The organism is Bdellovibrio sp. HCB337 (assembly GCF_047302465.1).
Lineage (GTDB): Bacteria > Bdellovibrionota > Bdellovibrionia > Bdellovibrionales > Bdellovibrionaceae > JACMRP01.
In genome coordinates this window covers 3057014-3082270 of the sequence record NZ_CP178621.1, presented here as the reverse complement: position 1 = coordinate 3082270, position 25257 = coordinate 3057014, and the positions used below count along the sequence as shown (strand labels likewise).

Below are 25257 nucleotides of genomic sequence, written 5' to 3'. Positions count from 1 at the left end.
CTTAAAGGGCTTTCCTGCGAGAGCCCTTTTGGGGGATCTTTGTTGCGAAGTTTGGCGATCGGCTTTTGGAGCATAGGACTTTTATTGGCGCTACCGAGCTTTGCGGACTTGAAAGACAAGCCCGTTTCGGTCTCTTACATTAATCTGACCACATGTTACCCCGAGCTTAAAAATGAGGCACTCTCGCACAAAGTGGATTTAAATCTTCTGAAAGACGAGATTGACCGTAAATTTGTCACGTCGCAGTCGCTTTTGCGATACCGCCAAGTGCTCTTGAAAGACGGAGCGGGTCAACAAAAACGCCTGAAGTTGTCGGCGAAGCCTGCCCGCAAAAAGGGACAGTATAATTATTTATTGAGCGTTGATAAATTGGACGACAAGAAGACGGGAACAGCGATCGAGATTCCTCAGTCCCAACGTACTAATCCTAAGCAGAAGGACCTCGATCCGTACTTCCTTAATCACGAAATTATGGAGGATGAGCGCTCTTACTTTGACACCAAGCTCAACGGAATGGAGCTTAGCTTTAAGCGCAATTTCCAAAATGTTTTTGAGCTCGAGCTGAATGACTCTAAAGCGAAGAAACGTCTTTTCTGCGAAGACCAAAAAGAAACCGGCATCGTCTGCACTTGTTTTCGCAAATAACGCATCAAGATTACAAACAAAAGTTGCTAAGTCTCTGAACTCAGTTATAATTTTAGATAACGTTGATAAAGGATTTTCTAGATTCTTTAGAAATTTGTGATGATTTAAGGCATTTCAAAAGACGGGCTATTGATGGCCCACGAGGTTTGAGTGGCATCTGAGAAAAAAACCTATGACTTTCTAATTGCGGGAGTACCCTACAAGTTAAAGACCTCCCATGATGATGCGACTGTTCAGGAACTCGTCGAATTTGTGAATAATAAAATGAACCAAGCTATGGGCGTAACCAAGTATGGTTCTTTTCAAAATGCAGCAGTTCTCACCGCTCTTAATGTGGCTGAGGAACTGATTCTTCTAAAAAGAAAAGCTCATCGCGAGCTTGAGAAAATAGAAGAGAAGGCTCTTAAACTCTCAATCGATCTAGAAAATTCCAAGCACAACAGAACAGTTTAATCCCTGTTTTGAATTTTTGAGGCTGGAATGAGTTTGCGTAAAAACAATGTGCAGGCTGCGGACGGTAATATGTCTTCGCAGCCGACAAAGCGTCTGACAAAACGTCAATGGCGTGATCACTTGAAGGCTCTTTTACAAAAAGAGTCTCCGCACTCGTCCGTTCAAATTTCGCATCAGATCTGTGAGAACCTCACAGAATTCCTCGCAGATAAAAAGGGCGTTTGGGCCGGTTACCTGGCCTTGCCTCAAGAACCAGATTTGAATCCTGTTTTCAGACACTCGCTAAATATCGAGTGGGCTTACCCGCGTATGGAAGCCGATCATCTGGTTTTTTATATTTCCCAAAATTTCATCAAAGGCCCGTTTGGGGTGATGGAGCCTTCCGAAGATTCGCAAAAGCTGTCTTTGGATGAGCTTGATGGAATTTTGGTTCCTGGTTTAGGTTTTAATAAAAAGGGCCGTCGTTTGGGAAAAGGCCGTGGCTTTTATGACAGAGCTTTGGCGGATTACAAAGGTCCCAAAATCGGAGTCTGCTTTGACTGCCAAGTGGTCGAAGAAGATTTGCCGGAAGAGGAGCATGACATTCGTGTCGATGCTCTAGTGACGGAAGAAGCAATTATTCAGTGTAAGTAGGTAGGAGTCCAAATATGGAAGTTGTTATTGCATCGATTCTTGGATTGGTTTTCGGGGGCGTGATCGTCTTCGTTATCAAAAAGATCCAAGATGACGCGAAGAAAAAGTCTGCTCAAGTAGAAGCCGACAAGATCATCAACAGAGCTAAGTCTGAAGCTGCAAAAGTTAAAAAAGATTCAGAAACAAAAGCTAAAGATTTTGAAGTGCGTGCGCGTAAGAATGTCGAAACCGATATTCATAAGCAAAAGTCTCAGGCGAAGAACAAAGAGGCTCAGTTAGACCGTCGTTTGAAAGAGATCGACGATCAGTTCAAGCAAAAGATGGACGAAAACGATCGTTTTGTAGGTCAGTTGAAAGACCGCGAGGAAAAAGTCGCGATCTCGGAAAATCGTATCAAAGATTTGGAAAAGAAAACGGAGACTCACATTTTTGAATTGAAACAAAAATTAGAGTCTGTGGCTGCGATGACTGCAGAAGATGCTCGCAGACAATTGATCACGGCTTTGGAAGACGAAGCTAAGATCGAAGCAGCGAAGAAAATCGCTCACATCGAAGAAGAAGCGCAAAAAGAAGCTGACCGTAAAGCGCGTCGCGTGATTAGTACGGCTCTTTCTCGTTTTGCTTCTGAATACACGTCTGAAAGAACTGTCAGTGTTTTGGCACTTCCTAGTGACGAGATGAAGGGTAAAATCATCGGTCGTGAAGGTCGTAACATCCGTACTTTGGAAGCAATGTGCGGTGTGGATTTGATCGTCGACGATACTCCAGAAGCAGTCGTTATCTCTGGCTTTGATCCTGTTCGTCGTGAGCTTGCAAAACGCACCATCGAGAAATTGATGGAAGACGGTCGTGTGCATCCAGCACGTATCGAAGAAGTCGTTGAAAAACAAAAAGGCGAAATCACTAAGTCGATCAAAGAAGAAGGCGAGCGCGTGGTTGTAGAGTTGGGAATTCCTAACATCCATCCAGAGCTTGTGAAATTGATCGGAAGTTTGAAGTACCGTTCTACTCATGCTCAAAACGTTTTGAATCACTCTTTGGAAGTGGCATATATCTCTGGCTTGCTAGCTGGCGAGATGGGCATGAACGTAAAACAAGCACGTCGCGCTGGTATCCTTCATGAAATCGGTCGCGCGATCGAGCACACGGCTGAAGGCAGCTACGCTATCGTGGGTGCTGAGTGGGCGAAGAAGTACGGTGAGTCTGAAGAGATCTGCCATGCAATTCGTGCTCACCAAGATGACGAAAAACCAACCACTGCTTTGGCGTGGATTGTTCATGCTGCCAATATTTTGTCGGCATCTCGTCCGGGCGCACGTCGTCCGCACATGGATTCTTACATTCATCGTTTGGAAGATCTTGAAAGTATCGGCAACAGCTTTGATGGCGTTCTTAAGACGTTTGCTATGCAAGCGGGTAAAGAAGTTCGCGTAATGGTTGAGAGCGGTAAAGTGACTGATGATCAGTCGACGATGCTGGCTCGTGATATCGCTCGTAAGATCGAGCGTGAAATGCCAAACGCTGGTCAAGTAAAAGTGACTGTGGTTCGCGAGAGCCGTTCTGTTGAGCACGCGAGGTAGTTTTAATGGCTTTCATGGATCCGCACGAGCAGCTTGAGAGAATCAAATTCGGCGTCGCTGAGTTTATCAGTGACGAGGACATGCTTAAGAAATTAAAACGCAGTCGCGAAAAGAATCAGCCCCTACGAATTAAGTTGGGGGCGGATCCTACACGTCCAGATATTCATTTGGGCCACACGGTTGTATTGAATAAGCTGAAGCTCTTCCAAGATCTTGGGCATCACGTGCAATTCCTGATTGGGGATTTCACAGCGTTGATCGGGGATCCTACGGGTAAAAATACAACTCGTCCGATGCTGACTCGTGAAGAGATCGAAGAGAACGCGCGTTCTTACAAAAAACAAATCTTTAAAATTTTGGATGAAGAGAAAACGGAGATCGTTTTCAACTCTCACTGGTGTGAGAAAATGAGTTTTGCCGACGTTATTCGTCTGGCGTCTCGTTACACCGTAGCTCGTATGATCGAGCGTGATGACTTCACGAAACGTTATAAGTCTGGAACTCCGATTGCTTTGCATGAGTTCTTGTACCCGTTAACTCAAGGTTATGACTCTGTTCATTTGAAGTCTGACGTAGAGCTTGGTGGTACTGATCAGAAGTTCAACCTTTTGGTAGGACGTGATTTGCAAGGTGCCTATGGCCAAGAAGCTCAGTGTGTTTTGACTATGCCGATCCTGGAAGGGATTGATGGCGTGAACAAAATGTCTAAGAGCTTGGATAATTATATTTCTGTTGTGGATACGCCGAAAGAAATGTTCGGTAAAACTATGCGTGTGTCTGATGATTTGATGTACCGTTGGTACGAACTTCTGACGGACATCACGGCGACGGCTTTGGTTCAGCTAAGAACCGACGTGGCAGAGAAGCGCAAACATCCTCGTGATGTGAAAGTGAACTTGGCTAAGTTCCTCATTAAGCGTTTTCACTCAGAGTCAGCAGCCCAGCAGGCTGAAGATGAATTCAATCGTATTTTTGTTGATAAGGGCTTGCCTGACGAAGTGCCAGTCTTTGAAGTTTTCGCTGAGAACCAGCTGGGCGTATGTGCTCTAATGGTAAAAGCGGGTCTAGCGACTAGCAACGGCGAAGCTGGACGTTTGATTACCGGTGGTGGCGTGCAACGTGACGGACAAAAACTGTCTGATGCGAAAGCTCGCTGGGATTTGAAGACGGGTGAAAGCTTTGTCTTGAAAGCTGGTAAGAAAAAGTTTGTTAAGATCGTCGTTAAATAGATAGAGAAGTTATGAAAGCTAAGTTTGTTCCGCAAAATATTGAATTGGAAGTGAATCCGAACAAGAGTCTGTTGCAGATCGCGACGGAAAATCAGATCGAGATCAGATCCATTTGTAAGGGAGTTCCCAGTTGTGCGGAATGCCGTGTTCGTGTGGTGGAAGGCGAAAACAACGTCCTTCCTCCGGCGAAAGCGGAATTAAATCTGATCGGAACTAACTGGCGCATTGATGGTCGCCGTTTGTCCTGTCAGATGCGTTGTTATGGCGATGTTACCATCGACATGACAGAGCAAATTGAAAAACAGGAAAATCAAACTAAGAAAGTTCGTGGATTCCGCAGTCAAAAACAAGTGGAGTCCCATGCCGTTCAAGACACGATGTTGTTGTCAGAGAAACCTGATGACAGACCGGAGCAGCCTCAGCAAAGAGCCGAGGGCCAGCAACAAGAACGTTCTGAGCAAAAACAGCAACAACAAGGTCAACGTCAGCAGCAACAACCGCGCAATCAGCAGCAGGGGCAGCAGCGCCGTGACCAACGCAATGATCAACGCAGAGACCAGAAGCAAGGGCAACAGCAGCAACAAGGTCGTAAGCCTGATCAAAAGCATCAGAACCAAAATCAGAATAAAAACCAACAGAACCAACAAAAACAAAATCAACAGAAACAACAGCAGCAACAAAAACCAAAATAGGGGACTCTATGAGAAGGATTCTTTTAGCCTCTAGTCTTATTCTTTTTGCAAGCACAGCGATGGCGCGCTCAATGCCGAGCATGCGTACTTTGCCGTCGACTCATCCGACTTTCACTTATGATGTCAGTGCCTCTTCCGGGACCGAGAACAACAATACCTATTCTGAAGTGAAGCTTGGCTTAAACTGGTATCTGACCGATTGGTTGAACTGGCGCAATGCTGTGTTCACGCGTTTTGGTTCGAATGTGAAATCTGCGAATGGTTTGGATTCAAGTCTTCTTGCTTCTTACGAAGTAATTAATGAAGAAAGAACTTTGGGGTTTCAAGCTTTCGTGGGGCCTGGTGTGCGTATTGCTTCCGAAGATAATAATGCAGCGACTGCAACCGCAGGTGTGATTTTCACTCTGGGTGGAATCAAACTGGGTGGTGGTGCTCAGTACCTTTCATACTTTAAAACCCGTAAAGACACCGTTGGTGAGGACCTGCCAAAAGCAGAGACTCAATATTTTGTTGTTCTATCTGGCGGCGGGAGCTTCTAAATTCGATTTGATTGTTCTAGACCGGCTTAAGTCTAGTTAACTTGCCGCAGGGCCTTACCGACAAGTTGGTATGGCTCATAAGATTACATTCCGCGAGCGCGGACAAGGACCCATTCTTATTTTGCTTCATGGTTTTGGTGGTAGTGTTCACCATTGGGAATCTTGCGCTGAGGAGCTTTCAAAACATTATCGCGTCGTTGTGCCGAATCTATCGCATCTATTTATGAGTACCGACCGAATCTTCTTTACGGTTCAAGTAGAGACGATCGCTCACTTTATTCGATCTAATTTCCCTGGTCAGAAAGTCCATATCGCGGGCCTTAGTTTTGGGGCAGCGTTAACGTGGGCGCTTTCTCGTCAGCACCCTGGTTTGATCGAGAAGATTATTTTGATCAATCCCGTAGTGACGGATCCTATTTCAAATTTCACATTGCCAGAGCTTCGTTACTTCTTTGTGATGCCAATGAGCTCAAGAGCAATTTATGTGCTTCTATCAACGCCGATTGGAAAGTCCTTCTTAAAGCGAGCAGCGATGATTTTCCGTGACGAGCGTAGCGGTGGTGTAGGCCGTTTGGATGCCCTTCAAGGGCGCAGACTCTTGTTTGTATCGCATTTGATTTACAATTTTGCGTGGATGTTACGTCGTGAAGACTGGTCGTACTGGAAAGACAAGCTTTCGCTGACAAACTTCCCATGCCTGATGATCTTCGATCGCGAAGATTTACTTTTCACAAAAGATGTCTATTTGAAATTCGCCCAAGAGCTAAAGGCCGAAAAGGTCGTCGAGCTGACGGGAGCTGGCCATTTGGCAATCAAGTCACGTCCAGAGACCATTTCAAAAGCCATTCACGAATATCTATCAAACGTCGTCGAAAAAGCCGCCTAAATGATCTTACGATATTTTCTATTTGCATTCATCCTAGGTTCCGCAGCTTGGGCAAAGAGCCCGATCCGAGACGTTTGTGGTGACACGTCTACGACGTCACTTAAGCGCGCCGAAACCATCGAAGATCTAGAAGAAGTCGTTTGTCGAACTGCGAGTTCCACAAATACTTCAACGTCCATAATTGATTTGTCCAAATCCGTTCTTGGGATCATTGAGAAAATCAAGAACGGCAATGCGGATCCAAAAAAATGGAGAGAAAACCAAGAACTGGAATTTGCTGTTCAAAATCTGGCAGAATCTATTAAGCAAGCCGGTCGAAGTGAGGCACCAAGAGAGCAGACACCTCTGGGTGAGGCATTATATGACCTGACAAAAGATTACGGGAGCTGGCAGCAAAGGACGGCTGACAAAAGCGGTTATATAGCGGCTCTTAAAAAAGCGATCCTTCTGACAAAAACCGGTAATGAAGTCTACCCATGCTTCTCTCGGACTGAGGGAAATAGGTTTTTGCCAGGAGTCCTTGGAGATGACGGCGACGAGCAGGAAGCAAATAAGGCCCCGCATCCGGGCTATGGTGGATCCATGGCGTTCGTAACGTATCCCGCAGATCGATCAAATATCAATGGGCCGTGGGAAAAAGTATTAGTTTTTGATTGGAAGATGGATCCTATCAACGCAGTCATTGCGGTCCAACACGAATTTAAACACTCGTGTGGATCTGTTGAACATGTGAAGTGCCAAAAAGAGATCTTGCGGACTAGAAATCGTGGGGCGTGCGATCAAGCATTCGCCATCGATGAGCTCAAGGCATACAAATTTGAAAGCGAAGTGACTCTAGAACTCGCGAAAGCTGCACCAGAACTCGTTTGCTCAACGGCGTTTGTTTCTGCTTCCTATGGTGGTGTTCCAATACGAGCGACGGATTTCGATGCCTCGAACGAAGAAAAGATTGAAGATGGAACTTTCGCCGATCATCTTCTCTCTCTTTATTTAAAATTTGGACATCTGTCCTCAGAGGACTCTTTCTATGAAAAGACTCCGGACGGCGGCAAAAAGTTGCGTCCTGATTTCATTCAAAAAATGAAGGATGCCGGATTCAATCCACCGCAGTCACGGAACTAAAGTGCCTTCATTATTCTGATCTAGATTTGATATTAAGTCTAATTACTCATGTCTTCGTTGAGGCTCTCTTTAGGCGCATTCCAAACGTCCTAGGTTCTAAGTAATAAACGGCTGTTTATAATGTATTGTTTTTGTACAAAATACATATTGTACACAATTATATTGCATACAATATAAATGAGCGTAGAATCTGTCCTATGAACAAGAAACTTCTTTTGCAAAATCAGCTCTGTTTTCCGATCTACGCGGCTTCTCGTTTGATCACACAGCTTTATGGCGAACACTTTAAGGCGTTTGATCTGACGTATCCACAGTACTTGGTATTTTTGGTTTTGTGGGAAAAGGATCCTCGTAAGGTGACAGAGATCGCTGATCTTTTAATGCTCGATACGGGAACTGTGACTCCACTTATCAAGCGTATGGAAAAACGGGGCTGGATCCTGCGCAAACGTTCTGCGAAGGACGAGCGTAGTGTGGAAGTTCATCTGACGGTTGAAGGTCGCGAGCTTGAAAAGCATTTCACCTCTTTGCCCGACAAATTGCTTTGCAATGTCGATTGCAGAAAAGGCGAGCTTGAGACGCTTCACAAAACTTTGAATAAACTTAATGAGCAAATGAAAAAAACCTTAGAAGGAGGTCATCATGAGTAAGCTCTATACAGCAGTTGCGACCGCAACTGGCGGACGCAACGGAAGAGTAGAAAGCTCTGACGGGGTCCTAAATCTTGAAGTACGTATTCCCAAAGAAATGGGTGGGGCAGGTGGAGCCTTCACCAATCCAGAACAGCTTTTCGCTGCTGGATACGCGGCTTGCTTTGATAGCGCCCTGAACTTCGTAGCAATGAAACAGAAGATGAAAGTTACCTCGTCTGTTACGGCCGACGTGGGTATTGGTCCTAACGACGCTGGCGGCTTTGCATTGGCAGTGAAACTGCGTGTGAAAATCGAAGGTGTCGAGCGTGCTATTGCTCAACAGCTTTTGGAGACGGCACACAAAGTGTGCCCATACTCCAACGCCACTCGCGGCAATATTCCAGTTGATATCGAGCTTGTCTAAATAACAACGGTCTATTCATACTGAAAAAGCACTGGCTAAAAACCAGTGCTTTTTATTTGTCCTAGAGAGGGTCTTTCTCAAGAGGGCTATTGGAATCGCAATAGAGCTGGGCTGTTAGCTCAGAACCTAGTTTTAGAATCACCGAGGTTCTGCGAAGAGCATTGAACGTCGCTACGGTTTGAGCTTCATCAAGAAGAGCGCTCACGTTGGTTTTTTCATCGAGGATTTCTAGTTGCAATGGACTGCTGTCAGTGACCGACGTCTTTACTCGGAATTGGAGACCTTCCAAAGAGACTGTCATAGCTTCTCCTGGTGTTTGCGGTTTCCAAGCAAAAGATACAGGCCCGTTGTTGAAGGAGATGTTACATTGCAAATCTACGTTGAAAAGGGCAGGCACGTTTTCAAAGCCAAAAATACCTGGGCGCGGGCGTGGTTTGGATTGCAGAACATAGTCCACCGCTTGGCGGAGGGTGTTCTCATCCATATTTGAGTAAAGTAGACCCATCAGCTGTCTTGTGCGGTAAGAGCTTTCGTCGCCTAAAGATTCTCTTAGAGCAAAATAGATTTCTTCGTGTAACAGGATTGCAGCCTTATGGAACTCTGAAAATTCCGGCATATTCCAAACACGACTTGAGTAGATCACTTTGCCATCCATCGTGGTGTCTGCGAGTTGCACATAAGATACCAATCCGCCGACACAGCTAGATGCAGGTGGTTTGTAACGAAGTTCAGCGTCGGGAACAAAGTTCAACGCATCTGGAATCGCAACCAAGTTGTTAGCGATATCGAAAGGATGCAATCTCATCAGGCTTGCTAATATAGGCACGACCTTTTCAATTCTTGCGTGTTGTTCTTTCAGCAAGGTCCAGCGATCACCGCTAAGTTCTTTTAGTCCGGCGCCTGGAGTATAGAATTCGACTTTCGTTAAATCTGCGGCTTTAATCCACATTACCTGGCCGGTGCTATCGTTTTTACGACAAGCCCAGCCACCACCACCGCTATTTACACGTGGAGCTGCCATTGCTATCGAGGTCGCGCAAAAAGTCAGAAGGGCGAAGGCATACTTCATAAAAGATCCTCTTTCGGGTTTTTCGAAAGTACGTAAAATTGCAGATTGATTTGACCAACTTCTTCTCCGGGATTTTTTTCCATATCGCGGATGAATTGGTCCATGAATAGACGCAGACGTTTTTTCGCTTTTGGCAGATCCGATTTAAGCATCGGGATAGAGGCATTTTGAAACTCAAGATGTTCCGGAGGAAGCTTCGTCAATGCTTGACCCGCCAAGTGCAAATGCTGACGGTGATTCTCTCGAACCGCTTGTGAAGCCACATCGTGCGGAGTTTCGATGTCGCCGTCATTAAGTGCGACAAACTTGCCATTTTCTTTTTTGATGAAGCCAAGCTTGATCAAACGATCGAAGGACTCTTTTGCGATTTCAGCAGGAATGCCTAGGCGTTCTCCAATCCAGCGGCCCGTGCCACGGAAATCTTTAACGTTAACCAGGGCCAGGATCGCAAAGTGGTGCCACTCGGCGATGGCTTTAAAGTTATCAAGGCTGACTGTTGCTTTCGATGTACTCTGAACCTTTAAAATGCGGGCACGAAGCTGTTGGCCGCTGCGCGAGTTTTCTGCAACCTGATCGCGAGCCACCAAGCGCATAAGATGAGCTTCTTCTTCGGGCGATAGATCTAGGATCTGGCTGATCTTACTTGCAGAGGCGATCGAAAGTGTTTTTTGGGAATTCATCACACGCGAGAGGTAGGAGTGGCTAATACCCGCAATGCGAGCAAAACCACGCAAGCTGAGGTTACGTTGAGAAACCTTGCTTAAAAACAAGTCGCGCAGAAACGTCTGATAGTCTTGATATTGTAAGGGAGAAACCATGCAGGGTGTATAGCTAGGTCACCAGCGAATGTCTATAGAATGGTGACCGCTGGGCACCAGTAATCCAATAAATTGTATTTTTTCATGGGTGTTTTTTGCGACCTGACCATGTGGTTACCTTTGGTCACCAGTTTCGACCCAGAAAAATTGCGGAAAGTAGGCGAGGCCCGTATAAACACTTCCATCACAAAAACGAAAGAGGATTTTATGAAAACATTATTAGTTTCTTTTTTAGTACTCGGTTCATCTCTGGCATTCGCACAGGATTCAGGATTGAAGTGTACAATGTCCTATTCTTCAACAAATGTGCTTTCAACTTCCACCGACAGTACTTCTAGCTGGTTGGTCGCTGGAGGCAAGATGGATGGTTCTGCAGTTGGAGCAGATAAGCGTGGAGGTTGGACGAGTACTCCTGCTCACTCCATTGCTGTCGACAAAAAGGGCGGTGTTTGGACGGTAACCATTCTGAACGACAAAAAAGCGTCTGTCGGTTCTTTTAGCTTTCCTGCAAAAGACGGCATGAAAGCAACAATCCCTACAGAGGCCTACTTTGCTAACGAAAGCGAAGACCCGACTAAGTATAACAAACTTGAAGTCAGCTGCCATTTTACAATTTTTGCAGGTTAGACCAGATCCCGAAATAGTTCGCGATTTCTTTACTGATATTCAAATATAAAAAGGAGTTTTTTATGAATAGATTTTTAGCGATGGCTTTGACGACATTATTTACAACAAGTGCTTTTGCGGGTGCTACGAACGCGATTTTTGAGTGTGTCTCTGGTTCTGGCAGAACCACTTTGACGGCAAGTGTGCCGGGGGATTTTGCTGAGCACTCTGTGACGCTGACTATTGATGGGAAAGTGGCAGAGTATTTCGACACGATCGAGCAAACACCACCGTATCTTAGCATCAGAAATTCAGATGTAGCGGTGACCGGAGATATGCAAAAGAAGGATTACAGCTTTTTGATTACTCAGCAGGAAAGTCCATCAGCGGTTTTGTTGTCTTTCACGGCGATTCCGAAGTCTATCAAAGTAAAGAGTGTATCTGGTGGCGAAAGAGGTTCATTGCGCGCGATCATTCAGGGCGTAGATCCACGTGATAAGAGCCTCGTGACTAAGCCCATCGAAGTGAAATGCACTTACGAGTATACGATCTAGATATTTTAGGTGGTATCTAAAGCATAGAGTGTCCAAAATGCCCGAGGTTTGTATTGAGCCTCGGGTTTTTATTTTTGGATCCCTTTAAGCCAGAAACGGTTGTTTTTAGGTTTCGGAAGGACCTATTTTTGGTACTTTTTATATAAGTATTCAAAAAGTATAAAAAATGTCTTAGGTTGGGTTTTATTGGGAAAGGACGCAAAATGCAGAAAATCCAATTTAATCGTTTGGCTCTGATCATTAAAGATATCATGAAAAAACAGGGGGTTAGTTACCGAGATCTCGCAAAGGCTCTCCAAGTTTCTGAATCTGGAATCAAAAAAGTGATGGTAGGGAAGGACTGTTCTTTTAATAAACTCGTTCGCATCTGTAGCGTATTAGATGTTCCAGTACAAAATGTTCTTGCGGCGGCCGTCCAAAATGCCTCTCTGCCCACACCCTTAACTGGCGAACAGCGAAAACTTTTGAACAGCGACGATGACACATACCGAGTTTTAAATTGCCTGCAAATGAACGACTATAACCTCAAGTTTGTGAGCCGGCTCTTAGGTTTAAAGAAAGAACAAATCTATCCTCACCTTAAAAAGCTAGAGGAAGTGAATCTTATTGTGTGGTTTAAAGGAGATAAAATTAAATCATTTGCTCCTCTATATTATGATTTTAAAGGAGTACCCGCTTCTCAGCGAGACGGAGATAGACTTAGACAGAATGTTTTAAATAAAGTTATTACGCCAGATCTCGAGAAGTCAGCAAGTTGGGCTTGTCGTAAAGTTCGAGCAAATCCAATGCGCCGTGAACTTTTAGAAGAAATGAACTCTAAAATTCAAAAATTAATTGAAGACTATATGTGGCAGAACGCCCGAGAGTGGGAACTCTATCCAAAAAAAGAAATGGTACGAGCTGGTTGGGTTTATTCGTGTTTCCCTTTTGGGCAAGAGGAGTCGTGGAAGTAGATGGCTATGATCTCAATTAGCCTCTTGCTTGGATGCAAAGCTCATCGCAGCGTTCGTTAAAAGGAATGCCCGAGTGAGCTTTGATCCATTTCCAAGTGATTTCGTGTTGGCTATGAAGGTCGTCGAGGACTCGCACTTGTTCTAAGTGGGGGACCGGGCGGCCTGTTTTTTTACACCATCCCTGGGTTCTCCACTCAAGGCGCCAGATATTCATCGTCGTAACTAGAATTCTTGAATCCGTATAAAGAGTGATTTTACTGCCTGCTGGGATTTGCTTGAGAGCTTCGATAGCGGCCTGGAATTCCATTTGATTGCAGGTGCTGTGCTTGTCTCGGCCTGCGGCTTCTAGAACCACTCGACCTTTATGAGTAATAACATAAGCCCAGGCAGATCGGCCTTCTTTGACGCTGCCGTCGGTGTAAACTTCGTAGTGTTTTTGAAAGAGCCTGGCCAATATGCTCATACGAAAGAGTGTAGCAGAGGCTTTCGGGCAATAGTGAAAAAAAAGGAAGCTTTGATACGCTTCTTTTTCAAAAACCATATTTTTATCTCAAATCTATACGCCGATTCTAGACGTCGAGAGGAAAAATCATTACTATCCGGGGCATGAAAAAGGTCCCCTCTAAATACCAGCCTCGCGGCTTTAGGATTCTTCACGAAGATCTCGATGTGATCGTCGGCAATAAAGCGCCGGGGCTTTTGACCGTTGCTGCCAAGTGGGAGAACGAAAATACCGTTCACAATCTTTTAAACCAGTACGTGCGTAAGGGAAACCCGCGCTCTAACAAGTGCGTGTATGTGGTTCATCGTTTAGATCAAGCCACTTCGGGTGTTTTGATTTTCGCAAAAACCGAAGCCGTTCAGCAGTATTTAAAAAACAACTGGAAATCCACGATCAAGACCTACTACGCGATCGTGCACGGACACCTGGCTAAGAAATCAGGGATCATTTCCAGCTACCTCAGTGAAGATGAGAACTACATGGTTCACTCAAGCGAAGATGCTGACAGTGGCAAGCTTGCCGAGACTGAGTACACAGTACTTAAAGAAACTCCAAAATTTAGCTTATTAAAAATCAATTTGCTGACTGGAAAGAAAAACCAGATTCGCGTGCATATGGCTGAAGCAGGTCATCCTCTTGTAGGGGATAGTAAATATGGGCCTGATAAGCAGAAATTTAATGATTTGCGATTGCACTCTTCAGAGATTGAATTCACACACCCGCACAAAAAAGTGCGAATGAGTTTTAAGGCGCCAGTGCCTGAGTACTTCAAAAGTCTTGTCGCTTACGAATATTAAAAGGCCGGAAAATGAAAAAGGGAGCTCTTATGAAGCTCCCTTTTTTAGTTCTATATCGAATGATTCGTTATACGTTGAAAGAAGATCCGCAGCCGCAGTTTTTGCTAGCGTTTGGATTGTTGAAAACGAATCCTTTACCGTTAAGGCCGCCAGAATACTCAAGGGTCATACCGAGGATGTAGAGAATGCTTTGAGGATCAACGACAACTTTTTGCCCGTTGGTTTCGAAAGTTTTGTCGCCTTCGCGAGAAACAGTGTCGAAGTTCATTTTGTATGACAAACCCGAACAGCCACCTTTTTTAACTTCCACGCGTAAGAACGCAGAATCAACCTGACCTTCTTCAGTTTTAAGAACAGCCAATTTTTTTGCAGCAGCTTCAGAAATTGTGATCATAAATTTGCTCCTTCACAACAGGTAACATAATACCACAGGTTACTAAGCTATTGAAGTCCCTGGTATTAATTGGCAATAGCCGGTAAGTACCTAATATTACAGGACTAATTAAGGGCCTTAGAAAGAACCTCAATCGCGATGTCTAATTCTTCGGTCGTCGTCCATCGTCCTAAGCTCAGGCGCAAGGTCCCTTGAGCCTCATCCGCCGTCAGTCCCAAGGCTGCTAGCATAGGGCTTATTTGCAGAGTGCCGGTATGGCAAGCCGAGCCCTGACTGAATCCCAAACGTCCCAGTTTTGGCAAAAGCTGCTCGATGTTTTTTCCTGGGAAAGTCAGACTCAGATTGATCGGTGAGCGCTCCGTCGGGTGCCCATTCAAGCGCGCTGCTGGAATCTTGTTTTGGATTCCATTCCACAGGTAATTGCGAAGCTCGATCAAGCGAGGCATCTCTTCGGGCAAAAGTTTTTGGCAAAGCTCTGCAGCGGCACCCAAGCCCACGATCGCAGGTACATTCAAAGTTCCAGAGCGATGGCCGTGCTCTTGGCCGCCACCAAATAAATACGGTGGTAAAATCACCTTCGGTTGTGAACTGCGGGTATAAAGAATGCCCGCACCCTTAGGTCCATAGAATTTATGAGCTGACGCCGAAAGCAAATCGACGGGCACGTCTTGCACGCTGACTGGGATTTTACCCAGAGCTTGCGTCGCATCCGTATGCAGATAGATTTTTTTCTCTTTCGCCAGCTGAGCAAGTTCCTTCATCGGATTGATAGAGCCGATTTCGTTATTCACCCAGATAAAAGAAAGAAGTTTTGTATGAGGCTTGAGAATACGGGCTACGGCCTCGACGCTGACTTGGCCGTATTTGTTGCCTTTCACGAAGTCGACTTCGATGCCTCGGCGCTCGGCCTCTTTCATCGTGTTCATGACAGAGCTGTGTTCCAGCTCACTTGTGACAAAATGAATCGGGGACTCAGGATTTTCAGAGCGCAGTTTTTCTGCTAAGGCAAAGATCACCCAGTTGTTACTTTCAGTGGCGCCTGCAGTGAATGTAATTTCCAAAGGCTTTGCTGAAATCAAAGAGGCCACTTGCTCACGAGATTTTTCGACGGCTTTTTGTGCAGCCCATCCCCATTGATGCGCAAAACTCGCCGGATTGCCGAAGTGAGTCTTAAAGTAAGGCTCCATCGCCGCAAAAACCTGTGGGTCTACAGGAGTGGTCGAGTTGTAATCCAAATAAATGGGTTTGGTGATATCTGTCATGACAAGGCCGAGTGTACAGTCTTCTTGCCCTCAGAGGGAAGCTCTATCTAAAATGAACAATATGGCAAAAAAGAAATTACACAGCTTGGTCTTCGCAGAGCATTTTACAAAGAGTTCCCAGCCCGTCGAAAAGATGTTTTCCTGGGAGCGTCGTGATTGTTTGATTAAGGACCGACGCGGTGGCGTCTTTTTTGAGATGAAAAACGTCGAAGCCCCCGAGGGCTGGTCGCAGCTTGCGGTCGACATTGCAGCAAGCAAGTATTTCCGCAAAAAGAATTCGTCTTTTAAGGGCGAGCACTCTGTTAAACAAATGGTGCAACGGGTAGTGAACGCTGTCATGGCGGCGGGACTTCGCCAGGGTGGGGTCTTTTCCGATAAAAAACAGGCCGAGATCTTTGGCAATGAACTTAAATATATTTTGTACTCTCAGCGCGCGGCTTTTAATAGCCCGGTGTGGTTTAACGTCGGTCTTGATAGCTATGGCATTGTTTCGCAAAGCCAGCACTTTGCTTGGAATGAAAAAGCCAAGGCGGTTGCCAAGATTGAAAATGCCTATGAGCGCCCTCAGTGTTCGGCATGTTTTATTCAAAGCGTGGACGATTCATTAGAGAGCATTTTTGATCTGGCTAAAACCGAAGCCAAGCTTTTTAAATATGGTTCGGGCTCGGGCACGAATTTTTCGAGCTTACGTAGCAAGTATGAGCCACTGCACAGTGCAGGCGGGACAAGCTCTGGTTTGATTTCGTTCTTAGAAGTTTTAGATCGGGGCGCAGGTGCTATCAAATCCGGTGGCACCACCCGCCGAGCGGCGAAAATGGTCTGTGTGGATTTGGATCATCCTGAAGTTTTGGATTTCATCGACTGGAAAATGAAGGAAGAGAAAAAAGCTCACGCCTTGATTGCTGCCGGTTATGAGGCGGATTTTGAAGGCGAAGCTTACAGAACCGTTGCTGGGCAAAATGCTAACAACTCTGTGCGTGTGCCGAATAAATTTATGAAAGCCTTGTTGGAACATCAGGATTGGGATTTAAAAGCCCGCATGACCAACAAGAAAGTCAAAACTCTTCCGGCGAAATCGGTTTGGGATCGTATCGTCCACTCGGCATGGATGTGCGCAGATCCCGGAGTGCAATTCCATGACACGATCAATGAATGGCATACATGCCCCGAGACTGCAGAAATTCGCGCCAGCAACCCATGCTCGGAGTATATGTTTATCGACGACAGTGCTTGTAACTTAGCTTCGATCAATTTGACGAAGTTCATGACTCCGGAAGGGGACTTTGATCTTGTCAGCTTCATGCATGTCGCACGCATTATGTTTGTTGCACAAGAAATCTTGGTTGATCATTCCAGTTACCCAACAGCGAAGATTGCAGAGAATAGCCATAACTATCGTCCGTTAGGATTGGGGTTTGCCAATCTTGGCAGTTTCCTGATGCGTAAAGCGCTTCCTTATCACAGCGACGAGGGGCGTGCATGGGCCTCTGCGATTGCAAGTCTGATGCACGGGGTGGCTTATTGGACCAGCACACAGATGGCAGAATCTCGCGGTGCTTTTATGGGCTATGCAAAAAATAAAACTGCGATGATGAAAGTCATCAAGAAACACGCGAAAGCTCTAGGGAGTGTGCCTTGGAGTTTGGTGCAAGAGCACTTCAAAGAGACCTGCCAAGATCTTTGGGACGATGTTCTTGATCAAGGCACTAAACATGGCTTCCGTAACTCTCAGGCGACGGTGATTGCGCCGACAGGAACAATCGGTCTTTTGATGGATTGTGATACGACGGGGATAGAGCCTGATTTCTCGCTTGTGAAATATAAGAAGCTTGTCGGCGGCGGTGAAGTGCAAATCGTGAATCAGTCTGTACCTTTTGCGTTGCACGTTTTGAAGTACTCGGAAAAAGACATCGCTGCGATTGTGAAGTACATCGCTGAACACGGAACCATCGAAGGTGCGCCGGAACTAAAATCAGAACATTTGCCGATCTTTGATTGTGCTTCGGCGCAAGCGGGGAAAAGGGCGTTGCCTCCGGAAAGCCATATTCAGATGATGGCGGCAGTTCAGCCGTTTATTAGCGGGGCAATTTCAAAAACCGTGAATATGCCAAATTCTGCGACCGAGAAAGACATCAGCGAAATTTATCTGCAATCCTGGAAATTGGGGTTGAAAGCAGTCGCGATATATCGCGATGGCAGTAAAATGAGCCAACCACTAAATCAAAAGAAAGAGGACATTGCGAAATCACAAGCTGTTCGTCACGATTTCGAAGAAAAAGCGAACTGGACGATGAAGTGCCCCGAATGCGGCAGTGATACCGTTTTGACAAGTGGTTGCTACCGCTGTCCGAACTGTGGAAGCACCGTCGGCTGCGCTTAATTCGCAGGCACTTTGGGGAGGCTTTTATGAAAAAGCTTTTTCTGGTTGTGTTGTTTTCTCCACTCATTAGTTTTGCTGGAAACACAGGAAATTATTTATTAAGCGTAAATATTGAGCAACCTTTTGTGAGTGCTCTTACTTGTGGCCGATTCAGTGATGCGGACTGTTTTGGTCGTGCTATTGATAGTGTTTGCATCAAAGATCCTCAGAGAGGAAAAACCGGTGTTTGTCGCCAGGTGAGTATCATCTACGAAGATGAAACGGTGACATGTAGATGCTTCTAGGAAGCACTTAGCCATGGCTGGAGCGAATATTCTAAGTTTTTTTTCGCGGATTTCCACGGAGCGCATTTCCGAATAATTTTTGGTAAAGATCGTGACACGTCTTGAAAAGTACGGTGAGGTCAGACCACACGGAATGACGGGTGTTGGATGGATTACCGACGGTTTTTGAAAAACGAATTACAAAAAAGACAAATGAAAAACCGCTCCTACTCTATGCGAGCCTTCTCGCGGGATTTAGGCGTGGCTTCTTCACGACTCAGTGAAATTCTTAACGGCAAGGTGGGACTTTCCGAACGACGCGCAAGCTCGATCGCTGACCGCTTAGAGTTGGGAACTGAGGAGAAAAACCTATTTATCGACATGGTGGAAAGCGAACACTCACGCAGTGCTGTTGTGAGAGCCGCCGCTGGTCAACGTCTGAAAGCGCGCTTCATGGAAGCGAGCGTTCTTGGCGAAGAGGAAGAAAGTCTTCTTTCTGATTGGCATCATCTAGCGATTCTAGAGCTTCTGAATGTTGAAAGACTCGAGCACAGTGTGACTGCGTTTGCAAAGAGACTCAAAGTTGAAGAGTCTTCTGTCGCTGCAAGCATCGAAGTGCTGACCCGTCTTGGATACATTGCACACGATGGGCATCGTTGGACGCCCACCGAGCCAGATTCGACGACAACAACCGAAATTCCTTCGAAGGCGATTCGCGACTACCACACGCAAATGTTGGAAAAAGCTCACGCAGCTTTGCACGAGAAAAGCGTGAAAGAGCGGGATTTCTCTTCGATGGTGTTTGCGATGAACAAGGAACAGCTAGATCATGCAAAATTGCGTTTGCAAGAGTTCCGCAGAACTTTGGTCAAAGAGCTTGAAAGCATTCCTGGCAAAGACTCTGTGTACTGCCTGTCTTTAAATTTGTTTTCCCTAACTGGAGAATCTTAAAATGCGATTTGTATTGTCTTTGGTGACTTTGGTTCTGATTGGGTTTAACTCTCAAGCAGCGCGCGAAGTTCGCAATGGCGGCGGCGGCATTCACATCGAAGGTCGTTACCTGACTTATTATTCTGCCCACGGCAAAGTTCAACAAGAGGTGGAGCTGGCGGAGGCAATTCCAGGCTTGGATCTTTTGATCCGTGAAATTATCAGTCTGCCACTGACAAACGATACTAAAGACGGCTTGATGATTTTCTTGGATGCATCTCCAGTCAGACGTTACTACCGTATTGCGGGGGATGCGTTGGATCCAGAGCTGCGCAAGAAGCTTGTTGAAGACTACTCAAAGCTTTTGGGAATTCCCAAAGACCAAGTGGTGATCTTCGCAGTGACAAACACTGATGATCGCAGCACGGTGCTTTTGCCAGAGTTCTATACGTTGAGCCCCACTGAGCAGGCGGCTATGATCGTGCATGAAAGCATGTGGTTGCGTGGACCAAGAGTCGAATACAAAGATGTGATTCGTGCCGAACAATACACTCAAGCCTATTTTGAAAATAGACAAGATCCGCAGTGGCTATTTCCATTCCTTGAGTCCATATTAAGCCTCTATCAAGACGATCGTTATATTAAGATCAAAGCTGGATTGGCATTTGATATTCGCAATAAGCGTTTCCCAGATGAAGCCTTGCGCGACAATCGCATCCTTATGAAAGATCTTTTAGGAGAGAAATTCACTCGCTCCGCTCTTTGCAATGTTAAACAGATGACGGATGAGTACAGTTACAGAGACAATGCTTCTCAGGAACTTTTTTACGAAATGCGTTTTGACTATGCAAGAAAAGCCTCTTCATTGTTTTACTCTGGAGTCACGGATGCTTTGCAGCTAGGGTCGGTCTTTTCGATCTCCCCACATGATTTCGGCTGCGGCAAAAGTGATTTCTTGCAGAATGTATTTGTAAGCTTCGAATTTTTTGAAGTCGGCACTCGCATTTATTTCCCTGTAGTGAATGCTAAGGGAAGACGCTTAGGAAATTTGGATCTTTCAAAGTAAAGCGCTCCGCGAGCATTCGTCCGTGACGATCCATCAGAGTGGGAGTCCGTGGTGATCCATGAAAACACAGACTAATTCTAAGTTCTGTTTTGGTACGAGTGACCGTTCATAATTTGTGAGAAAAAATGAACTCAGATAACCTGAGTTCATGCGGGCAAACACTTCTTATTTCAGACGTGCGGCTTTTCTTTTGTGCTTTCTGAGTCAAAGCTCGGTGCAATCTCATATTCTACCGTTTGCTTTTTATCGCGCGAAACCACCGACACTTGGTTGGGATTTTACAGCGCTGACTGCGCTGCCGTCAGAGCTGACATTCACACGGTCATCGACAGCGACGTATTTCGACTCTGCAGGGGTTCTGCAGACGGCCTCCAGCAATACTCCACGCTTTGACTATGATCCGACAACATTGCAGCCTCAGGGCCTTCTGATGGAGCCTGCGGCGACCAACATAAACCTCTGCAGCGAAGACTTTGATTTGAGTTCTTGTTGGAACACCGAGGGTGGCACTCCGATGACAGTCACACATAATGTGACGACGGCTCCTGACGGGACTACGACGGCGGATCGTTTGAACCAAGCTGGCGATTCTTGGACTTATGCAGATTTGCCGACGACGTCGCAGAATACGGCTTATGTTTTTAGTATCTATTTGAAAGCTCCGTCAACGGCTGGGACCGTCCGTATGTCCATTCAAGAGGCCGCCGGTGCTTATACGATTTGGAGTCAGTCTAATGTGAACGTGACGACCAGCTGGAAAAGATTTTATATCACGGGCACAAAGACGAATACCAATCCCATGCGTTTCTTGATTTATATGGGTGCCGGGCACTTGTCGCAAGTCTATGCTTGGGGTGCGCAAGTTGAGCTGGGAACAGTGCCAACAAGTTATATCCCGGTGCCGAGCACTTCGACGGTAACTAGGGCTGCAGAGACTCTGACATTTAATACAATGTCTTGGTTCAATGCGACCGAAGGAACTTTGTTTGCCGAATATACGAATATTATGTCTGAGAATGCATCGACGTATCGAGTGTTTGGACTTTTCAATACGAACGTGGCTGGTACGTTTGCTCAGAATGCCATTCAGATTGCCGACTCGGGCACAAACATCGGAACTGGCGTAACAACGGCCTCGTCAGGAGTCTTTAGTCCCTCAGGAAGTGTGAATGCAGCAGGGACGATTAATCGTCAGGCCATGTCTTACAAAGCAAATAACTTTTATATTTCTATTAATCGGGGAGCTGTTAGCAATGACAATTCGGGAACTCTTCCGGCGCCTGCTTATGGTTACATCGGTTCGCAACCCGATGGGAACATGCGCTCCCGCTATATTCGGCGGATTCAGTACTTCAACAATCAAATTACAAATTCACAGTTAGTCGGTCTTTAAAGTTTTTCAGGTACTGGTGCCAAACTCTTTGTGGGAGCGACTCTCGTAGATATATTTCTTTAGTTTGGTTTTGGTACAAATGAGTGTTCGCAATTTGTGGGTCGGTGTTTTGTCAGCTAGCCTGAATTTGTGATTAACAAAAAAAAATTGGGTACGTTGACAGTTTTAATTCTCTTCTCTGTGGTTGCGAGGACCAGCTATTCGCACGTTATTCCATTTGCTTTTTTGCGAGCTAAAGCTCCCACGCTGAATTGGGATTTTACGGCGCTTACATCGTTACCATCGCAGTTAACATTTACACGTGCTTCGACAGCGACTTATATTAACTCTTCGGGATTGATACAAACGGCTGCGATTAATACTCCTCGTTTTAGTTATGATCCGACTACGCTGCAACCTGAAGGCCTTTTGATGGAGGCCAGTGCAACGAATATGATTTCTTGCAGTGAGAATATCGACAAAACAACGTGCTGGGATGCTAATACCACCGCGATGGCAGTGAATCACAATGTTGCGGTAGCTCCGGATGGCGCAACGACCGCTGAAAAAATCACAGCAACAGGCGATGCTTGGTTGATAGCGCCTGTTCCAACAACGAGCATAGGCACTCCGTACACTTTTAGCATCTATGCAAAGGGTGATACTTCAGGGCATGCGACGTTATACCTTCAAGAAGCCGGCGGTGCTTACACCTGGTTTGGTCAGTTAGACATGTTAATAACAACGAGTTGGCAGAGGTACACAGTCACGGGCACTAAAACAAACTCGAATCCTATGCGGGCTGTGGTCGCTCTTTATCAGAGTGGCGGGGACATGGGCTCGATCTATATTTGGGGCGCACAATATGAGGCGGGCTCTTTAGCTACAAGTTATATTCCGACTACAACAGTAGCGGTAACTCGTTCTGCGGATTCAGCAACTTTCAATACGATGACCTGGTTTAATGCAACGAACGGAACTCTATTTGCGGAATACAAAAACATCGGAGTTGAAGCCGCCACCACTTACAGAGTCTTTGGTCTTTTTAACACGAATGTTGCTGGCACCTTTGCGCAGAACTCGATTGAAATTTCTGATAGTAATACAACCGTGCGAAGTGGTGTGACGACAGCGAGCTCTGCAGTGTTCGCTCCTTCTGCGACACTGAGTGCAGCCGGAGTGATCAATCGCCAAGCGATCACCTACAAAGCCAACAGTTTTACTTCGTCCATCAATCGTGCGGCCGTGGGGTCAGATACCTCTGGCACTTTGCCCGCGCCAGCCTATGGGTATCTGGGTTCGCAACCTGACGGTAATATTCGTAATCGCTATATTCGGCGTATTCACTATTACGATACCAATGTTACGAACGCACAACTGCAGGGGCTCTAGGTCTATCGTCCAGACCTTGCCATTTTCATAGTTTTTTGGAAGCACCCTTTCTATAATCAGGAACATATTTATAGAGGGTGGACCCATGAAAAGTGTTTTGTTTTTTGTCGCTGTATTTTTATTTCTAACAACAAGCTCTGCACAAGAGGGCAGCGCAGCCCCTGCAGCAGCAACTCCGGTTGAAGCTGCGACACCAGCGCCAGTAGCAACTCCAGCTCCGACACCAGTTCCAACTCCGGTTCCGCCTCCTGCGCCAGTACCGGTTGCAGCACCGGCTGCGACGCCAGCGCCGATTGTGGTGATAAAACCGATTGAAGAGGCGCCTCCTTCTTTGCGAAAGCGTCAGCATGCAATGTCTTGGCAATACAAAACTTCAAGTGTGAAATCTGACTTCACTCCGGTTCTTGGTACTACGAGCTCGAGTGATATATCTCGAGGAACGTTGCAGTTTAGTTATTATTATAACTGGGGGCATTTCGAGTTAGGCGTGGGCGCGGGAAGTTCCGTTGTGACTGACAATGATACTTCTGATAGCGATGCATTTGGCAGTTTCGTAGTTGGCGGCATGGTCAATTTTATTGAAAACGCACCTGGCAATAACCTCATTCCTTACGTTGGTTTTGCGGCAGGTTCCACCAATGAAAATATTGATATCTCGGGTTCTAAGACTCGTCTTATTGGCGGCATTGGAGCCTTTGCATTTGGCTTGAAATGGTTCCCGCTAGAAGAGATTTTTGCAGTAGACGTTTCTATCTCTAGTAGTAGTTCAAGCGCGACAGCTTCCGGGGCGAACGTTGGTGACTACACAGCAACCACTGGTGGATTTGACGTTGGCTTTCTTCTGTATTTCTAACTAAATCATATCCTCGAGTTTTTGCAGCCAGAAAATCATTGCGCGTTCTGCAAAATAGAGAGCTTTTCTTTCAGTCATTTTTGAAATCATAAACGGAGCTTCGAAAATCGTTTTGAAGCTTCCACCTTTGTAGTGAATCTCGGCAATTGCACTGGTTGCATCCCAAGCTTTCAAAACTAACTTCACACTCTGCGGATCTGCGTGGAAATTATTGGTGCTTGAAAAACTCCAGGCTTTTTCACTCATAAAACTGCGCAGTGCTGGCACTAAGCGATTTAGCAAGACTTGGCCAGACAGCGTGTCCACGATATGCAGCTTCGGCACGCCAGTCAGTTTGTTGGCGATGAGTGTCGGCACATCATCACCATCGCGAGTGATCGTGATGTGTTTCAAAGCTTCATTTAAACGAGAGATCGCAGGCGCTAACTTTTCTTTTTCAGATGCAAGGAAGCTGATCTTCACTTCGACATAGGGAAGATGAACTCGATAACCTTTTTCGATCTCGATACCAGCTAAAGCATTCTCGGCAATATGCGCGACATCGGATTCGCCAAGCCCCATGGTGTCCCAGGAATAAGTGATGTACTGATCAATGTCCTTCGTTTTATCGCGAAGAAAGTCCGAGATCTCGCCTTTCCAAACGGCGGCGATTTCACTCGGTGGCCCTGGCAGGACAAAGACGTCTTTGTTAAACACCCTCATTTGAAAGGCGTTGGCGGTGCCCTCGGGGTTCGTCAAAACCTTGGCGCCTTTTGGGAAAAGACATTGTTGGCGTTGGGATTCGCGCACTTGAATTCCGCGAGAACTTAAGCGGTGATTCACGTGATCCCAAGAGGCCTGATCAAACTCCAAAGGCAACTGCGACCATTCCGAGATCAATTCCCGAGTAAAATCATCGGTTGTGGGGCCAAGCCCACCTGTGACAAACAAAGTATCAGAGCGCTCAGCGCAAAAGCGGAGGGCGTCTAAAATCAGCGCCCGATCGTCAGGGACGACTAAATGGCAACTGGTAGGAACTCCTAGATCTTTGAGATTTTTAGAGATCCAGGCCGAATTTCTATTTATAATCTGACCACTGGTCAGCTCTGTACCGACACCTATGACTGCTACAAGCATTAGATAGCTATAGCGCATAACTTATCGCAGCGAAATGGCTTTAAACTTGCGTTATAAGGGAATAACTCGCAAAAAAGATGATTACAAAACCGTAA

At 46.0% G+C, this 25257-nt stretch carries 28 protein-coding genes; 22 read left to right on the top strand and 6 right to left on the bottom strand.

Annotation, left to right across the window (positions count from 1 at the left end; translation table 11 throughout):
- Window positions 1–39: 39 nt before the first annotated feature.
- The 11 genes from ACLWBB_RS14900 to ACLWBB_RS14850 all read left to right on the top strand — a co-directional run bounded on the left by ACLWBB_RS14900 (window position 40) and on the right by ACLWBB_RS14850 (window position 8835).
- Window positions 40–645, top strand: a complete 606-nt coding sequence (locus ACLWBB_RS14900; RefSeq protein WP_413288337.1) for a hypothetical protein — start codon at window positions 40–42, stop codon at window positions 643–645.
- Window positions 646–795: 150 nt separating this feature from the next.
- Window positions 796–1098 carry a cell division protein ZapA gene (locus ACLWBB_RS14895; RefSeq protein ID WP_413288336.1) on the top strand — a complete coding sequence of 101 codons (303 nt, stop codon included), beginning with the start codon at window positions 796–798 and terminating at the stop codon, window positions 1096–1098.
- Window positions 1099–1125: 27 nt separating this feature from the next.
- On the top strand, window positions 1126–1731 hold the full coding sequence (locus tag ACLWBB_RS14890) for a 5-formyltetrahydrofolate cyclo-ligase (RefSeq protein WP_413288335.1): 606 nt from the start codon (window positions 1126–1128) through the stop codon (window positions 1729–1731).
- 14 nt (window positions 1732–1745) lie between these two features.
- Window positions 1746–3311, top strand: a complete 1566-nt coding sequence (gene rny, locus ACLWBB_RS14885) for a ribonuclease Y (protein WP_413288334.1) — start codon at window positions 1746–1748, stop codon at window positions 3309–3311.
- 14 nt (window positions 3312–3325) lie between these two features.
- Window positions 3326–4540, top strand: coding sequence for a tyrosine--tRNA ligase (tyrS, locus tag ACLWBB_RS14880; RefSeq protein WP_413291613.1), 1215 nt, complete (start codon window positions 3326–3328; stop codon window positions 4538–4540).
- Window positions 4541–4551: 11 nt separating this feature from the next.
- Entirely contained in the window at window positions 4552–5232 is a 681-nt protein-coding gene (locus ACLWBB_RS14875; protein WP_413288333.1) for a 2Fe-2S iron-sulfur cluster-binding protein, read from the top strand.
- Window positions 5233–5240: 8 nt separating this feature from the next.
- Window positions 5241–5771, top strand: coding sequence for a hypothetical protein (locus ACLWBB_RS14870; RefSeq protein WP_413288332.1), 531 nt, complete (start codon window positions 5241–5243; stop codon window positions 5769–5771).
- A 70-nt stretch (window positions 5772–5841) separates the two neighbouring features.
- The gene (locus ACLWBB_RS14865; RefSeq protein ID WP_413288331.1) at window positions 5842–6657 is read left to right on the top strand and encodes an alpha/beta fold hydrolase; all 816 of its coding nucleotides are present in this window, start codon (window positions 5842–5844) and stop codon (window positions 6655–6657) included.
- Window positions 6658–7779: a hypothetical protein gene (locus ACLWBB_RS14860; protein WP_413288330.1), complete on the top strand. Its 1122-nt coding sequence runs from the start codon at window positions 6658–6660 to the stop codon at window positions 7777–7779.
- Between the two features lie 197 nt (window positions 7780–7976).
- On the top strand, window positions 7977–8429 hold the full coding sequence (locus ACLWBB_RS14855) for a MarR family winged helix-turn-helix transcriptional regulator (RefSeq protein WP_413288329.1): 453 nt from the start codon (window positions 7977–7979) through the stop codon (window positions 8427–8429).
- Window positions 8422–8835, top strand: a complete 414-nt coding sequence (locus ACLWBB_RS14850) for an organic hydroperoxide resistance protein (RefSeq protein ID WP_413288328.1) — start codon at window positions 8422–8424, stop codon at window positions 8833–8835. The genes ACLWBB_RS14855 and ACLWBB_RS14850 overlap by 8 nt, the downstream gene beginning before the upstream one ends.
- A 61-nt stretch (window positions 8836–8896) precedes the next feature.
- On the opposite strand, the gene ACLWBB_RS14845 is transcribed toward ACLWBB_RS14850, so the two are convergent.
- Entirely contained in the window at window positions 8897–9904 is a 1008-nt protein-coding gene (locus ACLWBB_RS14845) for a hypothetical protein (RefSeq protein WP_413288327.1), read from the bottom strand.
- Window positions 9901–10722 carry a TIGR02147 family protein gene (locus tag ACLWBB_RS14840; RefSeq protein WP_413288326.1) on the bottom strand — a complete coding sequence of 274 codons (822 nt, stop codon included), beginning with the start codon at window positions 10720–10722 and terminating at the stop codon, window positions 9901–9903. Before ACLWBB_RS14840 ends, ACLWBB_RS14845 begins: the two co-directional genes overlap by 4 nt.
- A gap of 207 nt (window positions 10723–10929) precedes the next feature.
- Here ACLWBB_RS14840 and ACLWBB_RS14835 point away from each other — a divergent pair, with 207 nt between their 5' ends.
- The 3 genes from ACLWBB_RS14835 (at window position 10930) to ACLWBB_RS14825 (ending at window position 12835) form a co-directional block, all read left to right on the top strand.
- Window positions 10930–11349: a hypothetical protein gene (locus ACLWBB_RS14835; RefSeq protein ID WP_413288325.1), complete on the top strand. Its 420-nt coding sequence runs from the start codon at window positions 10930–10932 to the stop codon at window positions 11347–11349.
- 62 nt (window positions 11350–11411) lie between these two features.
- Window positions 11412–11882 (top strand): hypothetical protein, encoded by a 471-nt coding sequence (locus ACLWBB_RS14830; protein WP_413288324.1) that lies wholly within the window; start codon window positions 11412–11414, stop codon window positions 11880–11882.
- A gap of 203 nt (window positions 11883–12085) precedes the next feature.
- Window positions 12086–12835 (top strand): helix-turn-helix domain-containing protein, encoded by a 750-nt coding sequence (locus ACLWBB_RS14825; protein WP_413288323.1) that lies wholly within the window; start codon window positions 12086–12088, stop codon window positions 12833–12835.
- A gap of 16 nt (window positions 12836–12851) precedes the next feature.
- Here ACLWBB_RS14825 and ACLWBB_RS14820 read toward each other — a convergent pair whose 3' ends face one another.
- A complete protein-coding gene (locus ACLWBB_RS14820; protein ID WP_413288322.1) occupies window positions 12852–13298 on the bottom strand; it encodes a ribonuclease H family protein in 447 nt (148 codons plus the stop codon).
- 143 nt (window positions 13299–13441) lie between these two features.
- On the opposite strand from ACLWBB_RS14820, the gene ACLWBB_RS14815 reads away from it, so the two are divergent.
- Window positions 13442–14134 carry an RluA family pseudouridine synthase gene (locus ACLWBB_RS14815; protein ID WP_413288321.1) on the top strand — a complete coding sequence of 231 codons (693 nt, stop codon included), beginning with the start codon at window positions 13442–13444 and terminating at the stop codon, window positions 14132–14134.
- A 67-nt stretch (window positions 14135–14201) separates the two neighbouring features.
- Here ACLWBB_RS14815 and ACLWBB_RS14810 read toward each other — a convergent pair whose 3' ends face one another.
- Complete coding sequence (locus tag ACLWBB_RS14810) at window positions 14202–14528, bottom strand: HesB/IscA family protein (RefSeq protein WP_413288320.1); 327 nt, start codon at window positions 14526–14528, stop codon at window positions 14202–14204.
- Between the two features lie 104 nt (window positions 14529–14632).
- Window positions 14633–15790 (bottom strand): cysteine desulfurase family protein, encoded by a 1158-nt coding sequence (locus tag ACLWBB_RS14805; protein WP_413288319.1) that lies wholly within the window; start codon window positions 15788–15790, stop codon window positions 14633–14635.
- Between the two features lie 52 nt (window positions 15791–15842).
- On the opposite strand from ACLWBB_RS14805, the gene ACLWBB_RS14800 reads away from it, so the two are divergent.
- From ACLWBB_RS14800 to ACLWBB_RS14770, 7 genes are all read left to right on the top strand, one after another.
- Window positions 15843–18170 (top strand): vitamin B12-dependent ribonucleotide reductase, encoded by a 2328-nt coding sequence (locus ACLWBB_RS14800; RefSeq protein WP_413288318.1) that lies wholly within the window; start codon window positions 15843–15845, stop codon window positions 18168–18170.
- A 26-nt stretch (window positions 18171–18196) separates the two neighbouring features.
- Window positions 18197–18454 carry a hypothetical protein gene (locus ACLWBB_RS14795; RefSeq protein ID WP_413288317.1) on the top strand — a complete coding sequence of 86 codons (258 nt, stop codon included), beginning with the start codon at window positions 18197–18199 and terminating at the stop codon, window positions 18452–18454.
- Between the two features lie 147 nt (window positions 18455–18601).
- Window positions 18602–19384 (top strand): TIGR02147 family protein, encoded by a 783-nt coding sequence (locus ACLWBB_RS14790; RefSeq protein WP_413288316.1) that lies wholly within the window; start codon window positions 18602–18604, stop codon window positions 19382–19384.
- 1 nt (window position 19385) lies between these two features.
- Window positions 19386–20429, top strand: a complete 1044-nt coding sequence (locus ACLWBB_RS14785; protein WP_413288315.1) for a hypothetical protein — start codon at window positions 19386–19388, stop codon at window positions 20427–20429.
- Between the two features lie 148 nt (window positions 20430–20577).
- Entirely contained in the window at window positions 20578–21822 is a 1245-nt protein-coding gene (locus ACLWBB_RS14780; protein ID WP_413288314.1) for a hypothetical protein, read from the top strand.
- Between the two features lie 129 nt (window positions 21823–21951).
- On the top strand, window positions 21952–23193 hold the full coding sequence (locus ACLWBB_RS14775; protein ID WP_413288313.1) for a hypothetical protein: 1242 nt from the start codon (window positions 21952–21954) through the stop codon (window positions 23191–23193).
- A gap of 85 nt (window positions 23194–23278) precedes the next feature.
- The gene (locus ACLWBB_RS14770; RefSeq protein ID WP_413288312.1) at window positions 23279–24046 is read left to right on the top strand and encodes a hypothetical protein; all 768 of its coding nucleotides are present in this window, start codon (window positions 23279–23281) and stop codon (window positions 24044–24046) included.
- Here ACLWBB_RS14770 and ACLWBB_RS14765 read toward each other — a convergent pair whose 3' ends face one another.
- Window positions 24047–25162 carry a competence/damage-inducible protein A gene (locus tag ACLWBB_RS14765; protein WP_413288311.1) on the bottom strand — a complete coding sequence of 372 codons (1116 nt, stop codon included), beginning with the start codon at window positions 25160–25162 and terminating at the stop codon, window positions 24047–24049.
- Between the last annotated feature and the right edge of the window lie 95 nt (window positions 25163–25257).